Genomic DNA, 16706 nt, shown 5'->3' on the forward strand with positions numbered 1-16706 from the left:
GGCCCAATCTACATCCGGCTCGTCGGGCGACACAACCGGGGCTGTGATTGCGGTCGCGTCGCCGCTGTGTTTCCATGCCGAGCGGCCGAGGTGACTTCGAACGCAGGCAAGGACATCGCGGCGCGCCTCGACGCGCTGCCGCCCAAGCGAAGGCGATTGCTCGAGCAGCTGCTCGCCGAGCGTCGTCGGGAGCTACGGCCCGAGCTTGGGAGTGGCGATCGCTGGCCCCTGTCCGCGGCGCAGCGTCGCCTGTGGTTTCTCAGCCGACTGGTGCCCGAGCGTCGCGACTACGTCCTCGCCGGATACCTGCGGCTCGACGGGGCGCTGCACCCCGAGCGCCTCGGTCACGCCCTGACGGCCCTCCTCGATCGCCAGGCGATCCTGCGTGCCCGGTTTGGGGTCGACGAGGACGGTGAGCCCCATGTCTGGATCGCCGACGCCCAGACCCCCGAGCTGTCCGTGCGCACCGCCGAGCCGGCCGAGGTCGCCCGCGCCCTCGCGGATCGCCCATTCGATCTCGAGCGCGAGCCGCTGCTGCGGATCGCCCTGTGCTCGACCGGGCCGAGCGCCCACCAGCTCGTGCTCGTCGCCCACCACCTGATCTGCGACGGGGGCTCGCTGGCGATCTTCGCCGCGGAGCTGTCCGCTCACTATCGGTCCCTCGCCCAGACCCAGGCGCCCGCGAGCCTGGCTCCGCTCGCGGTCAGCTACGGCGACTACGCGCGCTGGGAGCAGGCCCACCTCGCCAGCCCCGCGCTCGTCGAGCAGCGCGCATGGTGGCTGTCCCGGCTCGCGGGGGGTCCACCGGCCCCGGCCTTCGCCCGCAGCACCGGTGAGTACGCCGGCGCCCGCATGCAGCTGCGCGTCGAGCCCGAGCTCCTCGTCGAGCTCGATGGGCGAGCGAGGCGGCTGGCGACGACCCGGTTCGCGCTGCTGTCCGCGGCCTTCATGCTGGCCCTCGAGTCTCACGCGCCGCGCGGCGAGCAGTGGCTCGGCACCCCCGTCGCAACCCGTGAGCGGCCCGAGCTCGAGGGTTTGATCGGACTGTTCGTCAACACTGTGGTGTTGCGCGCGGCGATCGATCGTGACCAGCCGCTCGAGGACTTCGTGCGTGAGCTGGGCACCAGCATCCAAGACGCCCTGGTCAGGGCCACGCAGCCGTTCGAAGCGATCGTCGAGGCGGTGCGATCGACCGGCGTCGGCGATACGCCGCTGATCCAAGCTGCCATCAGCCTGCAGGAGCCGGCCCCTCCGTTCGCGCTCGGACCCGCGCTCGAGGGCAGCCTGGTCCCGGTGTTCTGTGAGCGCGTGACCCTCGAGCTGATCTTGGTCCTGCGTCCGCAGGACGACGGGCTCACGGCCAGCTTCGAGTACGCGTCGGCGGTCGTCGACGCGACCGCCGTCGCTCGGATCGCGGAGCGCTTCATGGCGATCTTGCGGGCCTCGACCCAGCGACCCCACGCGCCGCTGGCCGAGCTCGTGTCCCCGCTGGCTGGCCCACCTCGCCAGGCCGAGCGGGTCGAGGGCCGCGCGGACGCGACCGAGGCCGCCCGCCTGAGTCCGACGCAGCTCGCCATGTGGATGGGCCAGCGCCTGCGCCCGGACGTGCCGATCTACAACCAACAGCTGATCTGCACGGTCGACGGGCCGCTCGATCCGGGGCTGCTCGAGCGGGCCTTCGCGCGAGTCGTCGCCACCAACGACGCGCTGCGCACGGTGATCGAGGTCGTCGATGGTGCCCCGCAGCAGCGATGGCTCGCGCCTGACTGGGGGCCTGACGCTGGACCCAGCTTGGAGGTCCTCGAGCTGCGACCCGGGCCCGACCTCGACGCCCGCGCGGCTCGCCTGCTCGAGCGTCGCAGCGCGCGACGCTTCGAGCTCGAGACCAGCCTCGTCGACAGCGTCCTGGTTCGCGCGGGTGCCGAACGTGGCTACTGGTGCCTCACGCTCCACCACCTGATCACCGACGGCTGGTCGTTCGCGCTGATCCTCGAGCAGACCGCCCAAGCCTACGAAGACCTCGCCGCCGCGAGACCGCTGCAGGCGCCGCGCCCCTCGCTGGGCGCGGCAGCCTTGCGGGCAGCCGCCGAGCCGCCGCGGGCGGGCCAGCGCCTCGAGCGGGCGCGCAGCTGCTTTCGTGCGCTCGAGCCTGCTCCGCTCCCGGCGTTCTTTGCTCGGCGACGCCCGGTCGACCAGACCGCGGTGGTTCGCCTCGAGCTCGAGCTCGACGCCCAGCGCGGGCGAGCGCTGAGCGGCCTGTGCGAGCACCCTCCGCTGCGCAGCCTCACGACCGGCATGGCGCGGACCAAGCTGTGGCTGACCCTGGTCGCCGCGCTCGTCCATCGGCTCAGCGGCGAGCACGAGCTGTGCATCGGCGTCCCCCTCCATCGTCGCAGCTCGGCGCTCGCCAAGCAGACCGTCGGCGCGCTGATGGTCGTGTGCCCGATCCGCCTGCGGATCCCGGCTCGGCCGAGCTTCGCCAGCGTCGCCGCGGCGGTCGACGCCGCGTTCACGGCGGGGCTGCGCAACCTCTCGGGGCTCGACGCGCTGCCTGGCGGTCGGCGGCCCTACGACGTGGTCCTCAACTACCTCGACCTGGAGTTTCCCCCGCTCGCTGGGCTGCCGACCCGGGTCGAGATGCGGACGCCTGGCCACGCGTTGGACACGCTCACCGTCAACGTCCACGACCACGCTGAGCAGCTGCGCCTCGACCTCGACCTGTGCGCGGCGGTGTTCGACGATGTCCGGCGGGCACGACTGCGCGCGGAGCTGCGCGCCCTGATCGACGGCTGCCTCGCGAACGTCGACGCCCCGCTCGATCCGCCCTGCTCCGGCGAGCACGACCTCGCACAGCTCGACCGCGGGGCCGAGGCCGCCTGCTTCAGCGGCGCCTGCGACTCGCCGTGGGCGGCGATCGAGGCTCACGCCGAGCGCCAGGGCGACGCCGTCGCGGTGATCGACGGCCCCCGCCAGCTCAGCTGGGCCGCCCTGCGCCGTCGGGTTCGCGCGCTCGCCCAAGCCCTCCGCGCCCGCGGGCTCGGGGTCGGGACCACGGTCTGCGTCGCGCTGCCTCGCAGCCTCGAGCAGGTCATGGCCGTGCTCGCGGTCGGGGCCAGCGGCGCCGCGTACCTCCCGATCGACCCGGCGCGCTCGTGTGTTCAGGCCCAGGCCGACCTCGCGCACGCGGTGCGACTTGGAGTCCGGCACGCGCTCGTCGCCGCGCCCGATCGCGAAGCCCTCGCGACGGCGGGCCTCGAGCTGCTGACCCTCCGCGAGCTCGAGTCGATTGACCCCTTGTCTACAGCGACACCGATCCCGTGGCGAGGGTTGGCGCCGTGTGTGCCCCGCTCGCCCGCGTACGTGATGTTCACCTCGGGGACCAGCGCCGCGCCGCGGGCCGTGATCGTCGAGCTGGCCGGGCTCACCAACCACGCGCGCTGGGCTGGCGCGAGCTTTGGCCTCGGGCCCGGCGAGCGGGTCCTGCAGTTCGCCAGCCTCGGGTTCGACACGGCGGTCGAGGAGCTGTTTGGCAGCTTGATGGCGGGGGCGACCCTGGTCCTGCGCGAGCCGGGCTTGGCCAGCCCCCGCGAGTTCTGGCTGCGGTGTCGTCGAGCGGGCGTTACGGTGGTCGATCTCCCGACGGCGTACTGGCACGTGCTCGTCCGCGAGGGTGAGCTCGACCCCGCCGTGCTCGGATCCGTGCGGCTCGTGGTCATCGGTGGGGAGCGGGCCGAGCGGGACGCGGTCGCCCGCTGGTCCAGCGAGATCGGCGACGCGGCGACCTTGATCAACACCTACGGGCCGACGGAGGCGACGGTGGTCGCCACGGCCCACACCCTGGGGCCGACGTCGCTCGCCGGCGATCGCGAGCTCCCGATCGGGCGCCCGCTCCCGGGTGTGCGCGTGAGCCTGAGTCCATTCGACAGGTTCTGGGCGACGGCCCCGCGCGGCGTCCCGGCCGAGCTGCTGATCGGCGGGGTCGCGGTCGCGGTGGGCTATGCCCAGCGCCCCGGGCTCACGGCCGCGCGCTTCGTCCCCGATCCCCACGGACAGCCGGGCGCGCGTCAGTATCGGAGCGGAGATCGAGTCAGCCTCGACGACGATGATCAGCTGATCTACCGCGGCCGCGCCGATCGCCAGCTCAAGATCCGAGGAGTTCGGGTCGAGCCCGACGCGATCGAGGCGCGCGCCGTCGCGCTCCCCCAGGTCCGCGCCGCCGCGCTCGTCGTGACGGGCGCGGCGCAGCCGGCCGGGGCGCTGCTGTGGCTGTTCATGGTCGCCGCCGAGGACGACCTGCCTCCGCCTCCGGCCCCGGAGCTCGCGGCCCGACTGGCGCCGCCCGGGGTGCCGCTGCGCGGGGTCTGGCTCGAGCGCCTCCCGCTGACGGCCCGCGACAAGCTCGACCGCGCGCAGCTGCGGGTCCAGGCCGAGCAGCTGCTCGCGTCGACGATCACCGAGGCCCCCGACCCCGACTCCAGTGCAGGTGACGGTGGCAGTGACGGTGACGGCGACGCGCTGGCCGAGCTGCGCGGGCTGTGGGCCGAGCTGCTCGAGCGTGACGCCGCGGCGCTCACCCCCGAGGCCGACTTCTTCGCCCTGGGCGGTCACTCGCTGCTCGGGGCGATGCTCATCGCCAGGATCGAGCGACGGCTCGGCGTCGCGCTGCCACTGCGCGCGCTGTTCGAGGCGCCGCGGCTCGGCGACCTCGCCCGCGCGCTGGTCGACGCTCGCGCGGGCACTGGGCCGGGCGCGGCGGCCAACGACGACGCCATCGGCCCGCGGCCCCAACCAGCCAGGGCCCCGCTCTCGTCGACGCAAGAGCGGCTGTGGTTCCTCGACCAGCTCGACCCCGGCAATCCAACCTACAACATCCCCGCGGCCGTGGAGCTGCGGGGGGCGCTCGACGTCGCGGCGCTTCGACAGGCCTTCTCGGCGCTCGTCGAGCGCCACGAGATCCTGCGCACGACCTTCGTGATCGGCGAGCTCGGCCCCGAGCAGCGCATCGCTCCGCCTGCGCCCGTGCCCCTGCCCGTCGTCGCGCTCGACGAGCTCGAACAGGCGACGCTCGAACAAGCGATCGACGCGCGGATCCAGGCCCACGCCAGCCACCGGTTCTCGCTGGCCGACGGACCCCTGCTCGCCCTCGAGCTGCTGCGCTGCGACGCCGCGCGCCACGTGCTGATCTCCAACCTCCACCACATCATCGCCGACGGCTGGTCCGTCGGCGTGCTCGTGCGCGAGCTCGAGGTCCTCTACGCCGCGGCCCGCAGTGGCGTGCAGGCCGAGCTCGCGCCGCTGCCCCTGCAGTACGCCGACTACGCCGCGTGGCAGCGCCAGCGGCTCGCTCGCCCCGAGACCCAGACCGAGCGGGCCTGGTGGCGGGCGACGCTCGCGGGCGCGCCCGAGCGGCTCGAGCTGCCCCTCGCGCGGCCTCGTCCCGCGGTCGAGCGCCACGTTGGCGCCCGGCTCCCGCTGCGGTTCGCCCCCGAGCGCGGCCGGGCCCTCGCCGAGCTCGCCCGCGCGCACGAGGCCACCGCGTTCATGGCCATGCTCGCCTGCGTCGGTCTGCTCCTCGCTCGCGTCAGCGGACAGACCCAGCTGTGCGTGGGCTCGCCGGTCGCCGGGCGCGATCGGCCCGAGCTCGAGGGCCTGATCGGCTGCTTCGTCAACACCGTCGTCCTGCGCCTCGATGTGTCCGGGGCGCTCACCTATGTCGAGCTGCTCCGCCGCGTCCGCGCGACCTGCCTCGACGCGCTCACCCACGCCTCGCTCCCATTCGAGGCGGTCGTCGACGAGCTCCGACCGCAGCGCAGCCTCACCCACCAGCCGCTGTTTCAGGTCATGTTCACGTTCCTCAACGAGCCGACACGGCGGGCGCTGAGCGAGCGCGGGGCGCTCGACTGGACCCCGCGAGAGTTCGACCGCGGCGTCGCCAACCGCGATCTCACCGTGCGGCTCGAGACCGACCCCAGCGGCGCCCTGATCGGCCACATCGAGTACAACAGCGGGCTGTTCGACGCAGCCCAGATCGCAACCTGGAGCGCCGAGCTCGACGCGATCGTCACCGAGGTCATCGCCGACCCCGAGCGCAGCCTCGTGACCAGCAAGCGCGACGAGACCCGGCAGCGACGTCGGGCCCGCGCCCGCTCGCGCCGCGAAGACCAGCGACGCGGCTTCGACAGCGCACGCCCGACCCCGACCCCGACCCCGACCGATGCCCGAGCCGTCGCCCGAGCCGGCGCCGAGCTGTTCCGCGCGTCCCCGCTCGTCGACGGCCGCCAAAGCCCCCTCGTGCTCGAGGCCCAGGTCGGTGATCTCGATCCCCGCGCCTGGCTCGGCAGCCAGCGCGAGCGGCTCATGGACCTCGCCCGGACCCACGGCGGGCTGCTCGTGCGGGGCCTCGCGCCGCGCCGCGCCGACCAGCTCGGCGAGGACTGCCGGCTGCTGACCCCGGCCCTGATGGACTACGACGAGCCCTCGACGCCGCGCACCAAGCTCGACGCGGGGGTCTACACCTCGACCGAGTACCCCGCCGACGCGGGGATCATGGCCCATCACGAGATGGCCTACGCCAGCCACTGGCCCCGGTGGCTGTGGTTTCACTGCCGCCAGGTCGCCGAGACCGGTGGCGCGAGCCCGATCGTCGACGGGGTCCGGGTCCGCGAGCGCATCGACGCCGAGCTGCGCGAGCGGTTCGAGCGACTCGGGGTCTGCTACGTCCGCAACTATCGGACCCACCTCGACCTCCCGTGGCAGCGCGTGTTCGCAACCGACGATCGCGACCGCGTCGAGGCGGCGTGCCGGGCCGCGGGCATGACCTTCGAGTGGACGCCCGACGGGGGACTGTGCACGCGCTACCGCTCCCCCGCGGTCGCCCGTGAGCCGGCCAGCGGCGCGCTGGTGTGGTTCAACTCCGCCCACATGTTCCACGTCTGCGCGCTCGAGCCAGCGGTCCGCGCCTCGCTGCGCTCGCTGTTCGACGAGGCCGAGCTCCCCCGTCACGCCTACTTCGGAGACGGCTCGCCGATCCCCGACGATGCCATCGCCCACATTCGTTCGATCTACGCCGAGGAGGGCGTGCCGCTGCGCTGGCGCGTCGGCGACTTGCTGCTCCTCGACAACATGCGCTTCGCCCACGGCCGCGAGCCGTTCACGGGCGCGCGCGAGCTGCTGGTGACCATGGCCGAGCAGACCGCGACCCGCGGCCTCGACGATCCGCAGGGGTCCGCGTGAGCGTCGACGGGTGGACCGAGCTGTCGCCGCAACAGCGGCGCTTGTGGTTGCGAGTCGGCGAAGACGCGCCGCCGACCTACGCCCGCGTCGAGCTGAGCGGGTCGCCCGATCCGGCAGCGCTTCAGTCCGTCCTACGTCCCGCGCTCGAGCACGCCTGTCGGACCCACGCCCAGCTCGGGGTGACCGTGGCCCCGATCGTGGGCATGCAGGTGCCCGTCCAGGTCCCGCGCAGCACAGCGCCAGCGCTCGCCTGGGCGGTCGAGGTCCTGCCCGATTCAGAGGCTGACCGCGACCGAGCCTGGGCGCAGTTCCTGGCCGATGCCCGGTTCGTCGGCCAGGGCCCCGCGCTGCGGGCGACCTTGATGACCCACCCCGCTCACGCTGGCGCGCAGCTGTGGGTCGCCGCGTCCGCCTTGCTGCTCGACGCTCCGAGCTTGCTCGTGATCCTGCAGTCGCTCGGGCCCGCCGTCGCAGGCGATCCGCCCACCAGCTTCGCCCACTACACCAGCTGGCAGCGCGCGCTGCTTCACGACGACGCCTACGCGGCCCAGCGCCACGAAGACGAGGCCGATCTGCGTGACGCGCTCGACCACCAGCGCAGCCAAGCGCGGACCTGCCCAGCGTTCGAGCCCGGCCCCGGCACCAGGTCCGTCCGCCACGTGCTCGACCTGTCGCCCTCGCTCCGGGCCCGCCTCGTGTCCGAGTGCGACGCCGACCTGATCGCCGCCGAGGCCCTCGTGCTCACGGCCTGGCGAACCACGCTCGGCCGCCGGTTGAACCGCTCGAGCCTCAGCCTCGGGCGCGTGACCGACGGCCGCGTGTTTCCCGAGCTCCACCGCTGCGTGGGGCTGCTCGCGTCGACCTGCCTCACGCGTGTGCCACTCCCACCCGCCGAGCGCTTCTTCGATCTGTGCGACGACGCGGAGGTCGAGCTCGAGCGGCAGCCGCTCCCGGTCCTCGACGCGCGGGCGTTCGACGATGCCCGCGTCGCCCTCGGGTTCCGCTTCGTCGCCCGCCCGCGGCCATGGGACGCGCTCGGCTGTCGCTGGCGGGTCCTCGATCACGATGACGCCTGCGACTCGGCCAGCCTGAGCCTCGCGTGCGTCTGGGACCACGCGTCGGGCCCAGCGCTGCACCTGCTCCACGACCCCGATCGGATCGGGCCCGAGCTCGCGGCCCAAATCGGGGCCGCGCTGGTCGAGACCCTCGCGCGGGCCCTCGCCGGACCGACGGAGCCGATCGCCACGTTCCCGCGCATGAGCGCGCCCGAGCGCGAGCAGGTGTCCGCCTGGACCACTGGCCAACCGGCGACGGCGGGATCGGAGGACCTCGCGTTCGTGCACGAGCGCGTCGCCAAGGCGGCGGCCCGCGCTCCGGACACGATCGCCCTCGAGGACGAGCACGGGCAGCTCAGCTACGCCGCGCTCATGGGTCGGGTCCACGCGTGGGCGTGGATGCTGCGCGAGCGTGGCGTGGGTCCCGAGTCGATCGTCGGTCTGTACCTCGAGCGCCGCGTCGACGCGCTCGTCGCTCAGCTCGCCGTGCTCACGGCCGGCGGCGCGTTCATGGCCCTCGACGAGCGCGCCCCTCCAGCCCGCGTCGCCCAGCTGGTCGCGGGCGTCGAGCCCACGCTGGTCCTCAGCCACCGCTCGCTGCGTGGCCACTGGCCTGACCCAGACGCCCTCGACTGCATCGACGAGGCGCCGTGGTCGACCGCGGCGCCCCGCCGCAGCCCGCCGCGGTCGCGCCTCCACCCGGCCAACGCGGCCTACGTGCTCCACACCTCCGGCTCGACCGGGACCCCGCGGCCCGTGGTCGTGACGCACCGGGCGTTCTCGTCCTACGTCAGCGCGGTCACCGAGCGACTCGAGCTCCCCCCTCGTCCCCGCGCGGTGCTGCTGTCCACGCTCGCCGCGGACCTCGGTCACACGGCGATCTGGCCGACGCTCACCCGCGGCGGCTCGCTGTTCGTGCCAGCGTGGACCCGACTGCTCGATCCCACCGGGCTCGCGCGGGCGATCGAGCCTCGCGGGATCGATCTCGCCAAGATCGTGCCCTCCCACCTCGACGCCCTGCTCGCGGGCGGCGAGCTCGGGCTGGTGCCGCGCTCGCACCTCGTCGTCGGCGGGGAAGCGGCGCGACCCGGGCTGCTGTCCGCCCTCGCCGCCCAGCGCCCGGCGCTGCGTCTGTTCAACCACTACGGTCCGACCGAGACGACGGTCGGGGCGATCGCCGGCGAGCTCGAGCCCGGGCGCCGCGACACGCCACCGCTCGGCCGCCCGCTCGCTGGCATGCACACGCCCGTCCTCGATCCGGCCGGCGATCCGTGTCCGCTCGGCTGTCGCGGCGAGCTCCACCTCGGCGGTGTCCAGGTCGCGCGGGGCTACCGGGGTCGACCAGGCAGCACCGCCTCGCGCTTCGTGCCCGATCCGGCCGGTCACGGCGCACGCATGTATCGCAGCGGCGACCTCGCCCAGCTCGATCCCAGCGGCGCCCTCGTGTTCCTTGGTCGCGTCGACACCCAGCTCAAGATCCGCGGCCATCGGGTCGAGCCCGGCGAGCTGGTCCAGGCCCTGCGCGAGCTCCCCGACGCCGGGATTCGCGAGGCGGTGGTCGAGAGCGTCGAGGGACCCGGGGGCGCGCGGCTCGTCGCGTACCTCGGGCTCGACGTGGTCGCTCACCAACCGGGCCTCCACGCGCTCGCCCAGGAGCAGGTCGGGGCCTGGCGCGCAGTGTTCGACACCACCCACGGCCAGCTCGACCCCGAACCGGGGGTCACCTTCAACGCGTTCGGCTGGGACAGCAGCTACACGGGCGAGCAGCTCCCCGACGCGCACATTCGCGAGCAGGTCGGCCAGACCGTGGCGCGGATCCGCGGTCTCGCGCCCACCCGCGCGCTCGAGCTCGGCTGTGGCACCGGGCTGCTGCTGTTCGAGCTCGCGGGTGGTTGCGCGCGGTACCTGGCGACCGACTTCTCGCCGGACATCCTGGCCTACACCCGCGCCGTGCTGGCCTCGCTCCCCGACCTGGGCGAGCGCGTCGAGCTGCGCGAGCTCGGCAGCGACGCCCTCGCGGAGCTCGGCGAGGAGCGGTTCGACACGATCATCCTCAACTCGGTGATCCAGTACTTCCCGAGCGTCGAGTACCTGCTCGACGTCCTCACCGAGCTGTGCGCGCGGGTCGAGCCCGGCGGTCGGCTGTTCATCGGAGACGTCCGCGACCTTCGCCTGCTCGACCCGCTGCACGCGAGCATCGAGCTGTTCCGCGCGACCCCGGACACCCGCGGGGTGATCTTGCGCCAGCGCGTCGCCCAGCGACGCCACCGCGAGCGCGAGCTGCTGCTCGACGTCGAGTTTTGGCGCCGCCTGGGCGACTGGATCCCCGGCATCACCGGCGTCGAGATCGGCCTCAAGCGCGGGCGCTGGCACAACGAGCTCACGCGGGCCCGCTACGACGTCGTCGTCCACGTCGGTGGTGCACCGCCCGTAAATCTCGCGCGCGACCAGCTCGACCAGATCGACGCGTCGACGCTGAGCCTCGAGGCGCTCGACCACCAGCTCCAGCGCACAGCCAGCGCACAGCCAGCGGGCGTGGTGTGTCTCGACGTCCGTGACGCCAGGATCAGCGCGGCGCTGCGAACCCTCGAGCTGCTCGACGCCGAGCCCACCCTCGACGCCACCGCGCTGCGCCAGCGCTGCGCCGCCGAGGCCGGTCCCAGCGTCGACCCCGAGGCCCTCGCCCGTCTCGCCGAGGGCCACGGCTACGCTGTCGCCCTTCGTCCAGGCCCGCGCCCTGGCTACTTCGACGCCGTGCTCACGCGCGGCGTCGACCCAGGCTGCGTTCCCGAGCTACGCGAGCGAGCGCCTGGATCCGCGAGCGACTTCGCCAGCACCCCCCTGCTCGACGAGCTCGCCGCCCGCCAGGTGTCCGCGTGGCGAGAGGCCCTCGCCCAGCGGTTGCCGGACTACATGGTCCCCGATGCCTTCGTCGTGCTCCCCCGCTTGCCGCTCACGGTCAACGGCAAGCTCGACCGCGCGCGGCTGCCAGCCCCGAGCTTTGGCGCCCGAGCCGAGCGCGTCGCCTTCGTCGCCCCCCGCAACCGGGTCGAGTCCGAGATCGCAGCGGTCTGGCGCGAGGTCCTTCAGGTCGACGAGATCGGCGTCCACGATGACTTCTTCGAGCTCGGCGGCCACTCGCTCCTCGCGACCCAGGTCGTCGTCCGGATCCGCGCCAAGCTCGACAGCTCGCTGCCGCTCACGCACTTCTTTGATGGTGCGCCAACGATCGCTCGGCTCGCCGCGCTGATCGACGCGAGCGAGGTCGACGAGGCACGCGCCGGTCCATCACTCACAGCGATCGCCACGGCCGAAGCCGGAGCCGCTCGCGGGCCCCTCGCGCACGCGCAGGCCCGGATGTTGTTCGATCCCGACCCCGCGCACCCGTTTCACAACATCCCCTTCGCCTTCTTCCTCGACGGCGCCCTGGATCGCGCCGCCCTCGTCGGGGCGCTCGACCTGGTGCTCGCTCGGCACGCGGCCTGGCGCACGGTGTTCGAGCTCGGGGCCACTCCGGCTGACTCCCACCAGCGGGTCCGCGGCGTCGATGAAGCTGGCGGCTTCCCGCTCACGCAGATCGATCTGCGCGGTCAGCCCGACGCGATCGCCGAGGCCCAGGCGATCGCCGAGCGCGAGGGCCAGCGCCGGTTTGATCTCAGCCAAGATCTGCCGGTACGCGGGGTCCTGATCCAGCTCCAAGATCAGCTCCACGTGCTGGTCCTCGTCGTCCACCACATCGTGTCCGATGGCTGGTCCACCGGGGTGTTCTGCGCGGAGGTGTCCCACTCCTACGCCAGCTTCCGCCGCGGCCAGCCGCCCACGCTCCCGACCCTCGAGGTCCACTACCGCGACTACGCCAGCTGGCAGCATCAGTGCCTGGCCCAGGGCGCGCGCGAGGCCCAGCTCGCCTACTGGATCGAGCAGCTCGACCAGCGCGAGCTCGAGCTCGCCCTGCCGACCGACTTCCCCCGGCCCGAGCGCCAGACCTGGCGTGGCACAGGCATCGCCGTCGCCCTGCCCGACCCCGTGACCCGAGCCGCCGAGGCCCTCGCCAGCGCCCGCGGAGCGTCGCTGTTCATGGTCCTGTTGACTGTCTACCTGGCCGAGCTTCACCTGCTCTCGGGCCAGCGAGACATCGGCGTGGGCACCCCCGTCGCCAACCGAACCCGGGTCGAGCTCGAGGGTCTGCTCGGCTGCTTCATCAACCTCCTCGTCATGCAGGTCGACCTCGACGGGGACCCCAGCTTCGCAGCGCTCCTTGCACGCGTGCGCAGCGTCTGCGTCGGGGCCTACGACCATCAAGACGCGCCCTTCCACGAGCTCATCGAGGCGCTCGGCCTCGAGCACCCGGGGCTCGCCCGCCCGCCCCTGTTTCAGGTCATGTTCGAGCTCGCCAACGTGCCGGGGGAGCGACGCCTGCAGCTCGACGGTCTCGAGCTGCGCGGCCTGGACTTCAGCCATGGCACCAGCGAGTTCGAGCTCAATTTGATTCTGCAGAAAGGGGATGACGGGCTCGGACTCGGCGGCTGGTTGCTCTACCGGACGGATCTCTACACGCAGGCCTCGGCCGAGGCGTTGTTCGATGGGTTTGTGCGGCTGCTTGCGGCGGTGATCGAAGACGACAGTCTGCCGCTGTCTTCGTATCGTGACTGCCTCCCGACGCCGTGGCCGGCGAGCTAGCTAGGGGGTGGTACTCCTCGTATGAGATTACCGCCCCGGCGCCGTCGACCTCGTCGCGGCGGCGCCGAGGTGGTTGCTCAGCTGGTAGCGCCAGATGCCGGTCGGGCTCCCGACCGACGAGCCGCTATCAACGGCCTTGGTCTCGACGATGCAGATCCGGCCGGTGCCGTCGCTGACGTGCAGTGACTCGCGCTCGAGGTCGAGCGCGCCGTTGATGCGCTTGCGATAGAGCTCGAAAGGCCCGAAATAGATGCGCTTTTCGGTCGTGCTCCCTTGCTTCTCGGTGTACTTGAGGCTCCTGATCCCGCCCACGTATTGAAAGTAGACCTGCTCCGTGCCGGCGGTCGCGTGCTGGAGCTGGTTGTCGTGGTCCCAGTCCATCGCCGCGAGGTGCGGCATGGTCGTCATGCTGCCGTGGGCGTCGTGGCCTTAAGTGTGTGAGTACGGGCCGTTGGCGGCGTCGCCCGGGGCGGAGGTGGCGAGCAGGCGGTTGCCAGCTTCGGCGTACTGGTAGTGCCGCGTCCAGCCGTTCCCCGCGGCGGGGATGTGCTACATCCTCAGGATGTTGCCGACGCTGTCATAGGCGTACCGCTGCGTGTAGCGTCGCATCGCGGACGGGTCGGACGTCATCGGCTGCGGGCTGACGGGGAGCTGCTCGTGGGTGCGCTGGGTCGTGCCTTCGGAGGCGTCCTCGCGGCCGGTCGCTTTGATCAAGCGGTAGGTCGCGTCGTAGGTGTACGAGTTCGCGGCCTCGACGACGGCGTTCTGGAAGTAGACGGTCTGTTGCGCAGTGTCGCGGATGTCGGTGATGTTGCCTGCGGGCTCGTAGTGGTAGTGCAGGCCCTGGAGCGCGGTTTGATCGGATGCGCGGATCGTCGACAGTCGGGCCATCCGGTAGGTCTGCGGATCGTAGGCGTAGGTCGTGGTGGCCGGGGAGTTCGCGGGGCCGTAGACGACACGTCTCGCTGGCCGCGGGCGTTGTAGGTGATCTCGCCGACGACGGTCTCCATCGTCGGGCTCCCGCGGTGCTCGAGCTCGACGCGCTGGAGGCCGCCGCCCTCGTCGTAGGTGTACGTGACCTCGGAGTTGTCGGGGGAGATCGCAGTGAGCACGCGGCCAAGCGCGTCACGCTGACTGCTCGCCGAGAATGTCTCGGTGTCCAGCAGCGGTGCGGCGGCGGTGTCCATCGCGGGAATTGTACCAGACGTGCCCGGATCTCGGCGCCGACTTCTTCCAGAAGCGGGACCGACAGCGGCTCAAGGAGTCACTCACGCGCCGACTCGAAAACCCGAAATTCGAGGTCGATGTACGCCCACGCATCGCCGCTGTATCCGCCCCGGGGTAGTAGTTACTTGTTAGGGCGCGTGACCTCCTTCTCAAGGTGAATGGCTGGCTATACCTTGCATGAGAGGCAAAACGCATGAGCTCAAGAAAGACCAAGATCGGGGACAAGCTCGAACCGCTCGCGGACAAGGCGATCGACTACGGCGTCGAGCGAGTCTCCAAAGCCGCGGGCAACCTGGCCAAGGGCGGCGTCGAGACGCTCCTTGGCGAGGACCACATCGTCGCCAAGGCCGCGGGCAAGGCGGCCGAGGGGGTGACCAAGTACGGCCTCGGCGGCGCCGCCCGCAAGGTCACGAGCATGCTGTTCGGCGATCAGCTCGAGCCGGTCCGCTACGAGGCCGTGGTCCACGGCGGCCCCGAGTTCGACTGGTACGTGCGCGAGATGAGCTTCGTCGAGGGCATCAGCACGCCCTACGCCCTCTCGCTCGTGCTGCTGACCGAGGACTGGGAGGCGACCGCCAGCGTCGACGAACTCCTCGGCGCCGACCTCGTGTTGACCTTCGGGCGCAACGGCGTGTTTCGTGTGGTCTGCGGGGTCATTAACGAGGTCGGAACCATCGACGTCGCCAGCGACGTCCTTGCCGTGCGCGTCAACGTCGTGCCCGCGCTCGCGTCCTTGGCCCAGCGCGTCGACACGCGGATCTTCCAAAACCAGACCGTCCCGCAGATCCTCGAGGAGGTGCTCGGCGCCGGCCTCGGCGAGTACAGCCGCAAGGTCGACGCCGCGCTCCTCAACGCCACCTACCTGCCGCGGGACTACTGCGTGCAATTCAAGGAGTCCGATCTCGAGTTTTGCCATCGGCTCATGGAGGAGGAGGGGATCTCGTACTACTTCGACGTCGAGGTGGACGCCGCGCTCGAGACCATGGTCCTCGTCGACCACGGCCCGGATCGGCCCAACGAGGACTACCCCGCGATCGTGGCCGTGATCGAGGACACGGTTCCGATCATCAACAAGCGCCCCGATCTCGCCGACACCGAGTCAATCCAGCACCTAGAGTGGTCGCGGCCGGAGCAGGTCACCAAGGTCACGACGCGCCAGTTCAACTGGAAGCGCCCCGATCCCAAGGCCCCGCCGGAGTCGGAGGTCGAGGGCCAGGACCCCAAGGGCCGCGTGCGCGAGATCTACATCCCCGACGACCGCAGACGACTCGAGGACCGCGACGGGGACGCCAGCTACGTCGGCACCGAGGTCGACGAGGACGAGGCGCCGCAGACCGCCAAGCGCTTCGAGATGATGAGCGTCGAGCGCGGTCGCGGCGAGGGCTCGTCGAACGTGACTGGGTTTCGCGCGGGCGGCCTGTTCGTGATCGCCGACCACCCCCACCCGGACGTCGCCGAGGCCAAGCTCTTGCTGACACGGGTCGCGCACTTCGGCGAGGCGGCTGAGGAGGAGCTGGGTGCCGATAGCGGCGGCGCTCGCTATGAAAACAGCTTCGTGTGTGTGTCTGCGGGCGCGGCCTTTCGACCCGCGCGTAGCGCGACGAAGCCGAAGGTCTACGGCGCACAGACGGCGACCGTGACTGGACCGGCGAGCGAGGAGATCCACACCGACGTCCACGGGCGCGTTAAGGTCAAGTTCCACTGGGACCGGCTCTCGCCCCTCGACGAGACGTCGTCGTGCTGGGTCCGCGTGGCCCAGATGTGGAGCGGCCCGGGCTGGGGCACGTGGTTCTTGCCGCGGATCGGCATGGAGGTCGTCGTACAGTTCCTCGACGGCAACCCCGACCGTCCGCTGATCGTCGGCTGCGTCTACAACGGCGACAACACCCCGCCCTACGCCCTGCCGGATCACAAGACCAAGACCACGATCAAGTCGAACAGCAGCATCGGCGGCGACGGCTTCAACGAGCTGCGCTTCGAGGACATGAAGAACGCCGAGCAGATCTATGTCCACGCGCAAAAGGACTACGACGAGGAGGTCCTTAACAACCGCACGCGCAGCGTCGGCAGCAACGAGACCGTGACCGTCGAGGGCAACCGCGAACTCACGGTCAACGGCGCGCCGGCGAACGGCGAGGGCGAGTTCACGGGGCAGAAGGTCTCGATCACGGGTAACGAGACGATCTCGGTCACCGGCGACCGAGCGATCAGCGTCGGCGGCGACACGACGACCACCGTGTCGGGGAGTTCGTCGACCTCCGTGTCAGGCGGGGCGACCTCGGCCGTGAGCGGGGGCCAGAACTTCGGCGTCGGCAAGATCGACGACAAGAAGCCCCTCGAGGGCGGCAAGATGAATCTCCAGGCCGAAAACGAGTTTACGATCACCTGCGGCGCGTCCTCCTTGGTGCTCAAGAGCGGTGGTGAGGTCGAGCTCACCGGGACGCAGTTCACCTTCACCTCGAGCGGGCCGGTCGACATCGTCGGGTCGCTCATCAAGCTCAACTGACGGCC

At 71.7% G+C, this 16706-nt stretch carries 5 protein-coding genes; 3 read left to right on the forward strand and 2 right to left on the reverse strand.

Translation table 11 applies throughout. The features are described 5' to 3' along the window. The first annotated feature begins 90 nt into the window (after nt 1-90). A complete protein-coding gene (locus tag ENSA7_RS30000) occupies nt 91-7233 on the forward strand; it encodes a condensation domain-containing protein (protein WP_181234254.1) in 7143 nt (2380 codons plus the stop codon). Continuing rightward, nucleotides 7230-12968, forward strand: a complete 5739-nt coding sequence (locus ENSA7_RS30005; RefSeq protein WP_106092815.1) for a non-ribosomal peptide synthetase — start codon at nt 7230-7232, stop codon at nt 12966-12968. Before ENSA7_RS30000 ends, ENSA7_RS30005 begins: the two co-directional genes overlap by 4 nt. 27 nt (nt 12969-12995) lie before the next feature. On the opposite strand, the gene ENSA7_RS30010 is transcribed toward ENSA7_RS30005, so the two are convergent. Together ENSA7_RS30010 and ENSA7_RS44355 are read right to left on the reverse strand one after the other, a co-directional pair. Then, entirely contained in the window at nt 12996-13376 is a 381-nt protein-coding gene (locus ENSA7_RS30010; RefSeq protein WP_106092816.1) for a hypothetical protein, read from the reverse strand. A gap of 141 nt (nt 13377-13517) precedes the next feature. Beyond that, nucleotides 13518-13859 carry a hypothetical protein gene (locus ENSA7_RS44355; protein ID WP_106092817.1) on the reverse strand — a complete coding sequence of 114 codons (342 nt, stop codon included), beginning with the start codon at nt 13857-13859 and terminating at the stop codon, nt 13518-13520. Between the two features lie 529 nt (nt 13860-14388). Between ENSA7_RS44355 and ENSA7_RS30020 the strand changes: the two genes are divergently transcribed. Then, nucleotides 14389-16701, forward strand: a complete 2313-nt coding sequence (locus tag ENSA7_RS30020) for a type VI secretion system Vgr family protein (RefSeq protein WP_106092818.1) — start codon at nt 14389-14391, stop codon at nt 16699-16701. The last annotated feature ends 5 nt before the right edge of the window (nt 16702-16706 follow it).

The sequence above is a fragment of the Enhygromyxa salina genome, assembly GCF_002994635.1.
Lineage (GTDB): Bacteria > Myxococcota_A > Polyangia > Nannocystales > Nannocystaceae > Plesiocystis > Plesiocystis salina_B.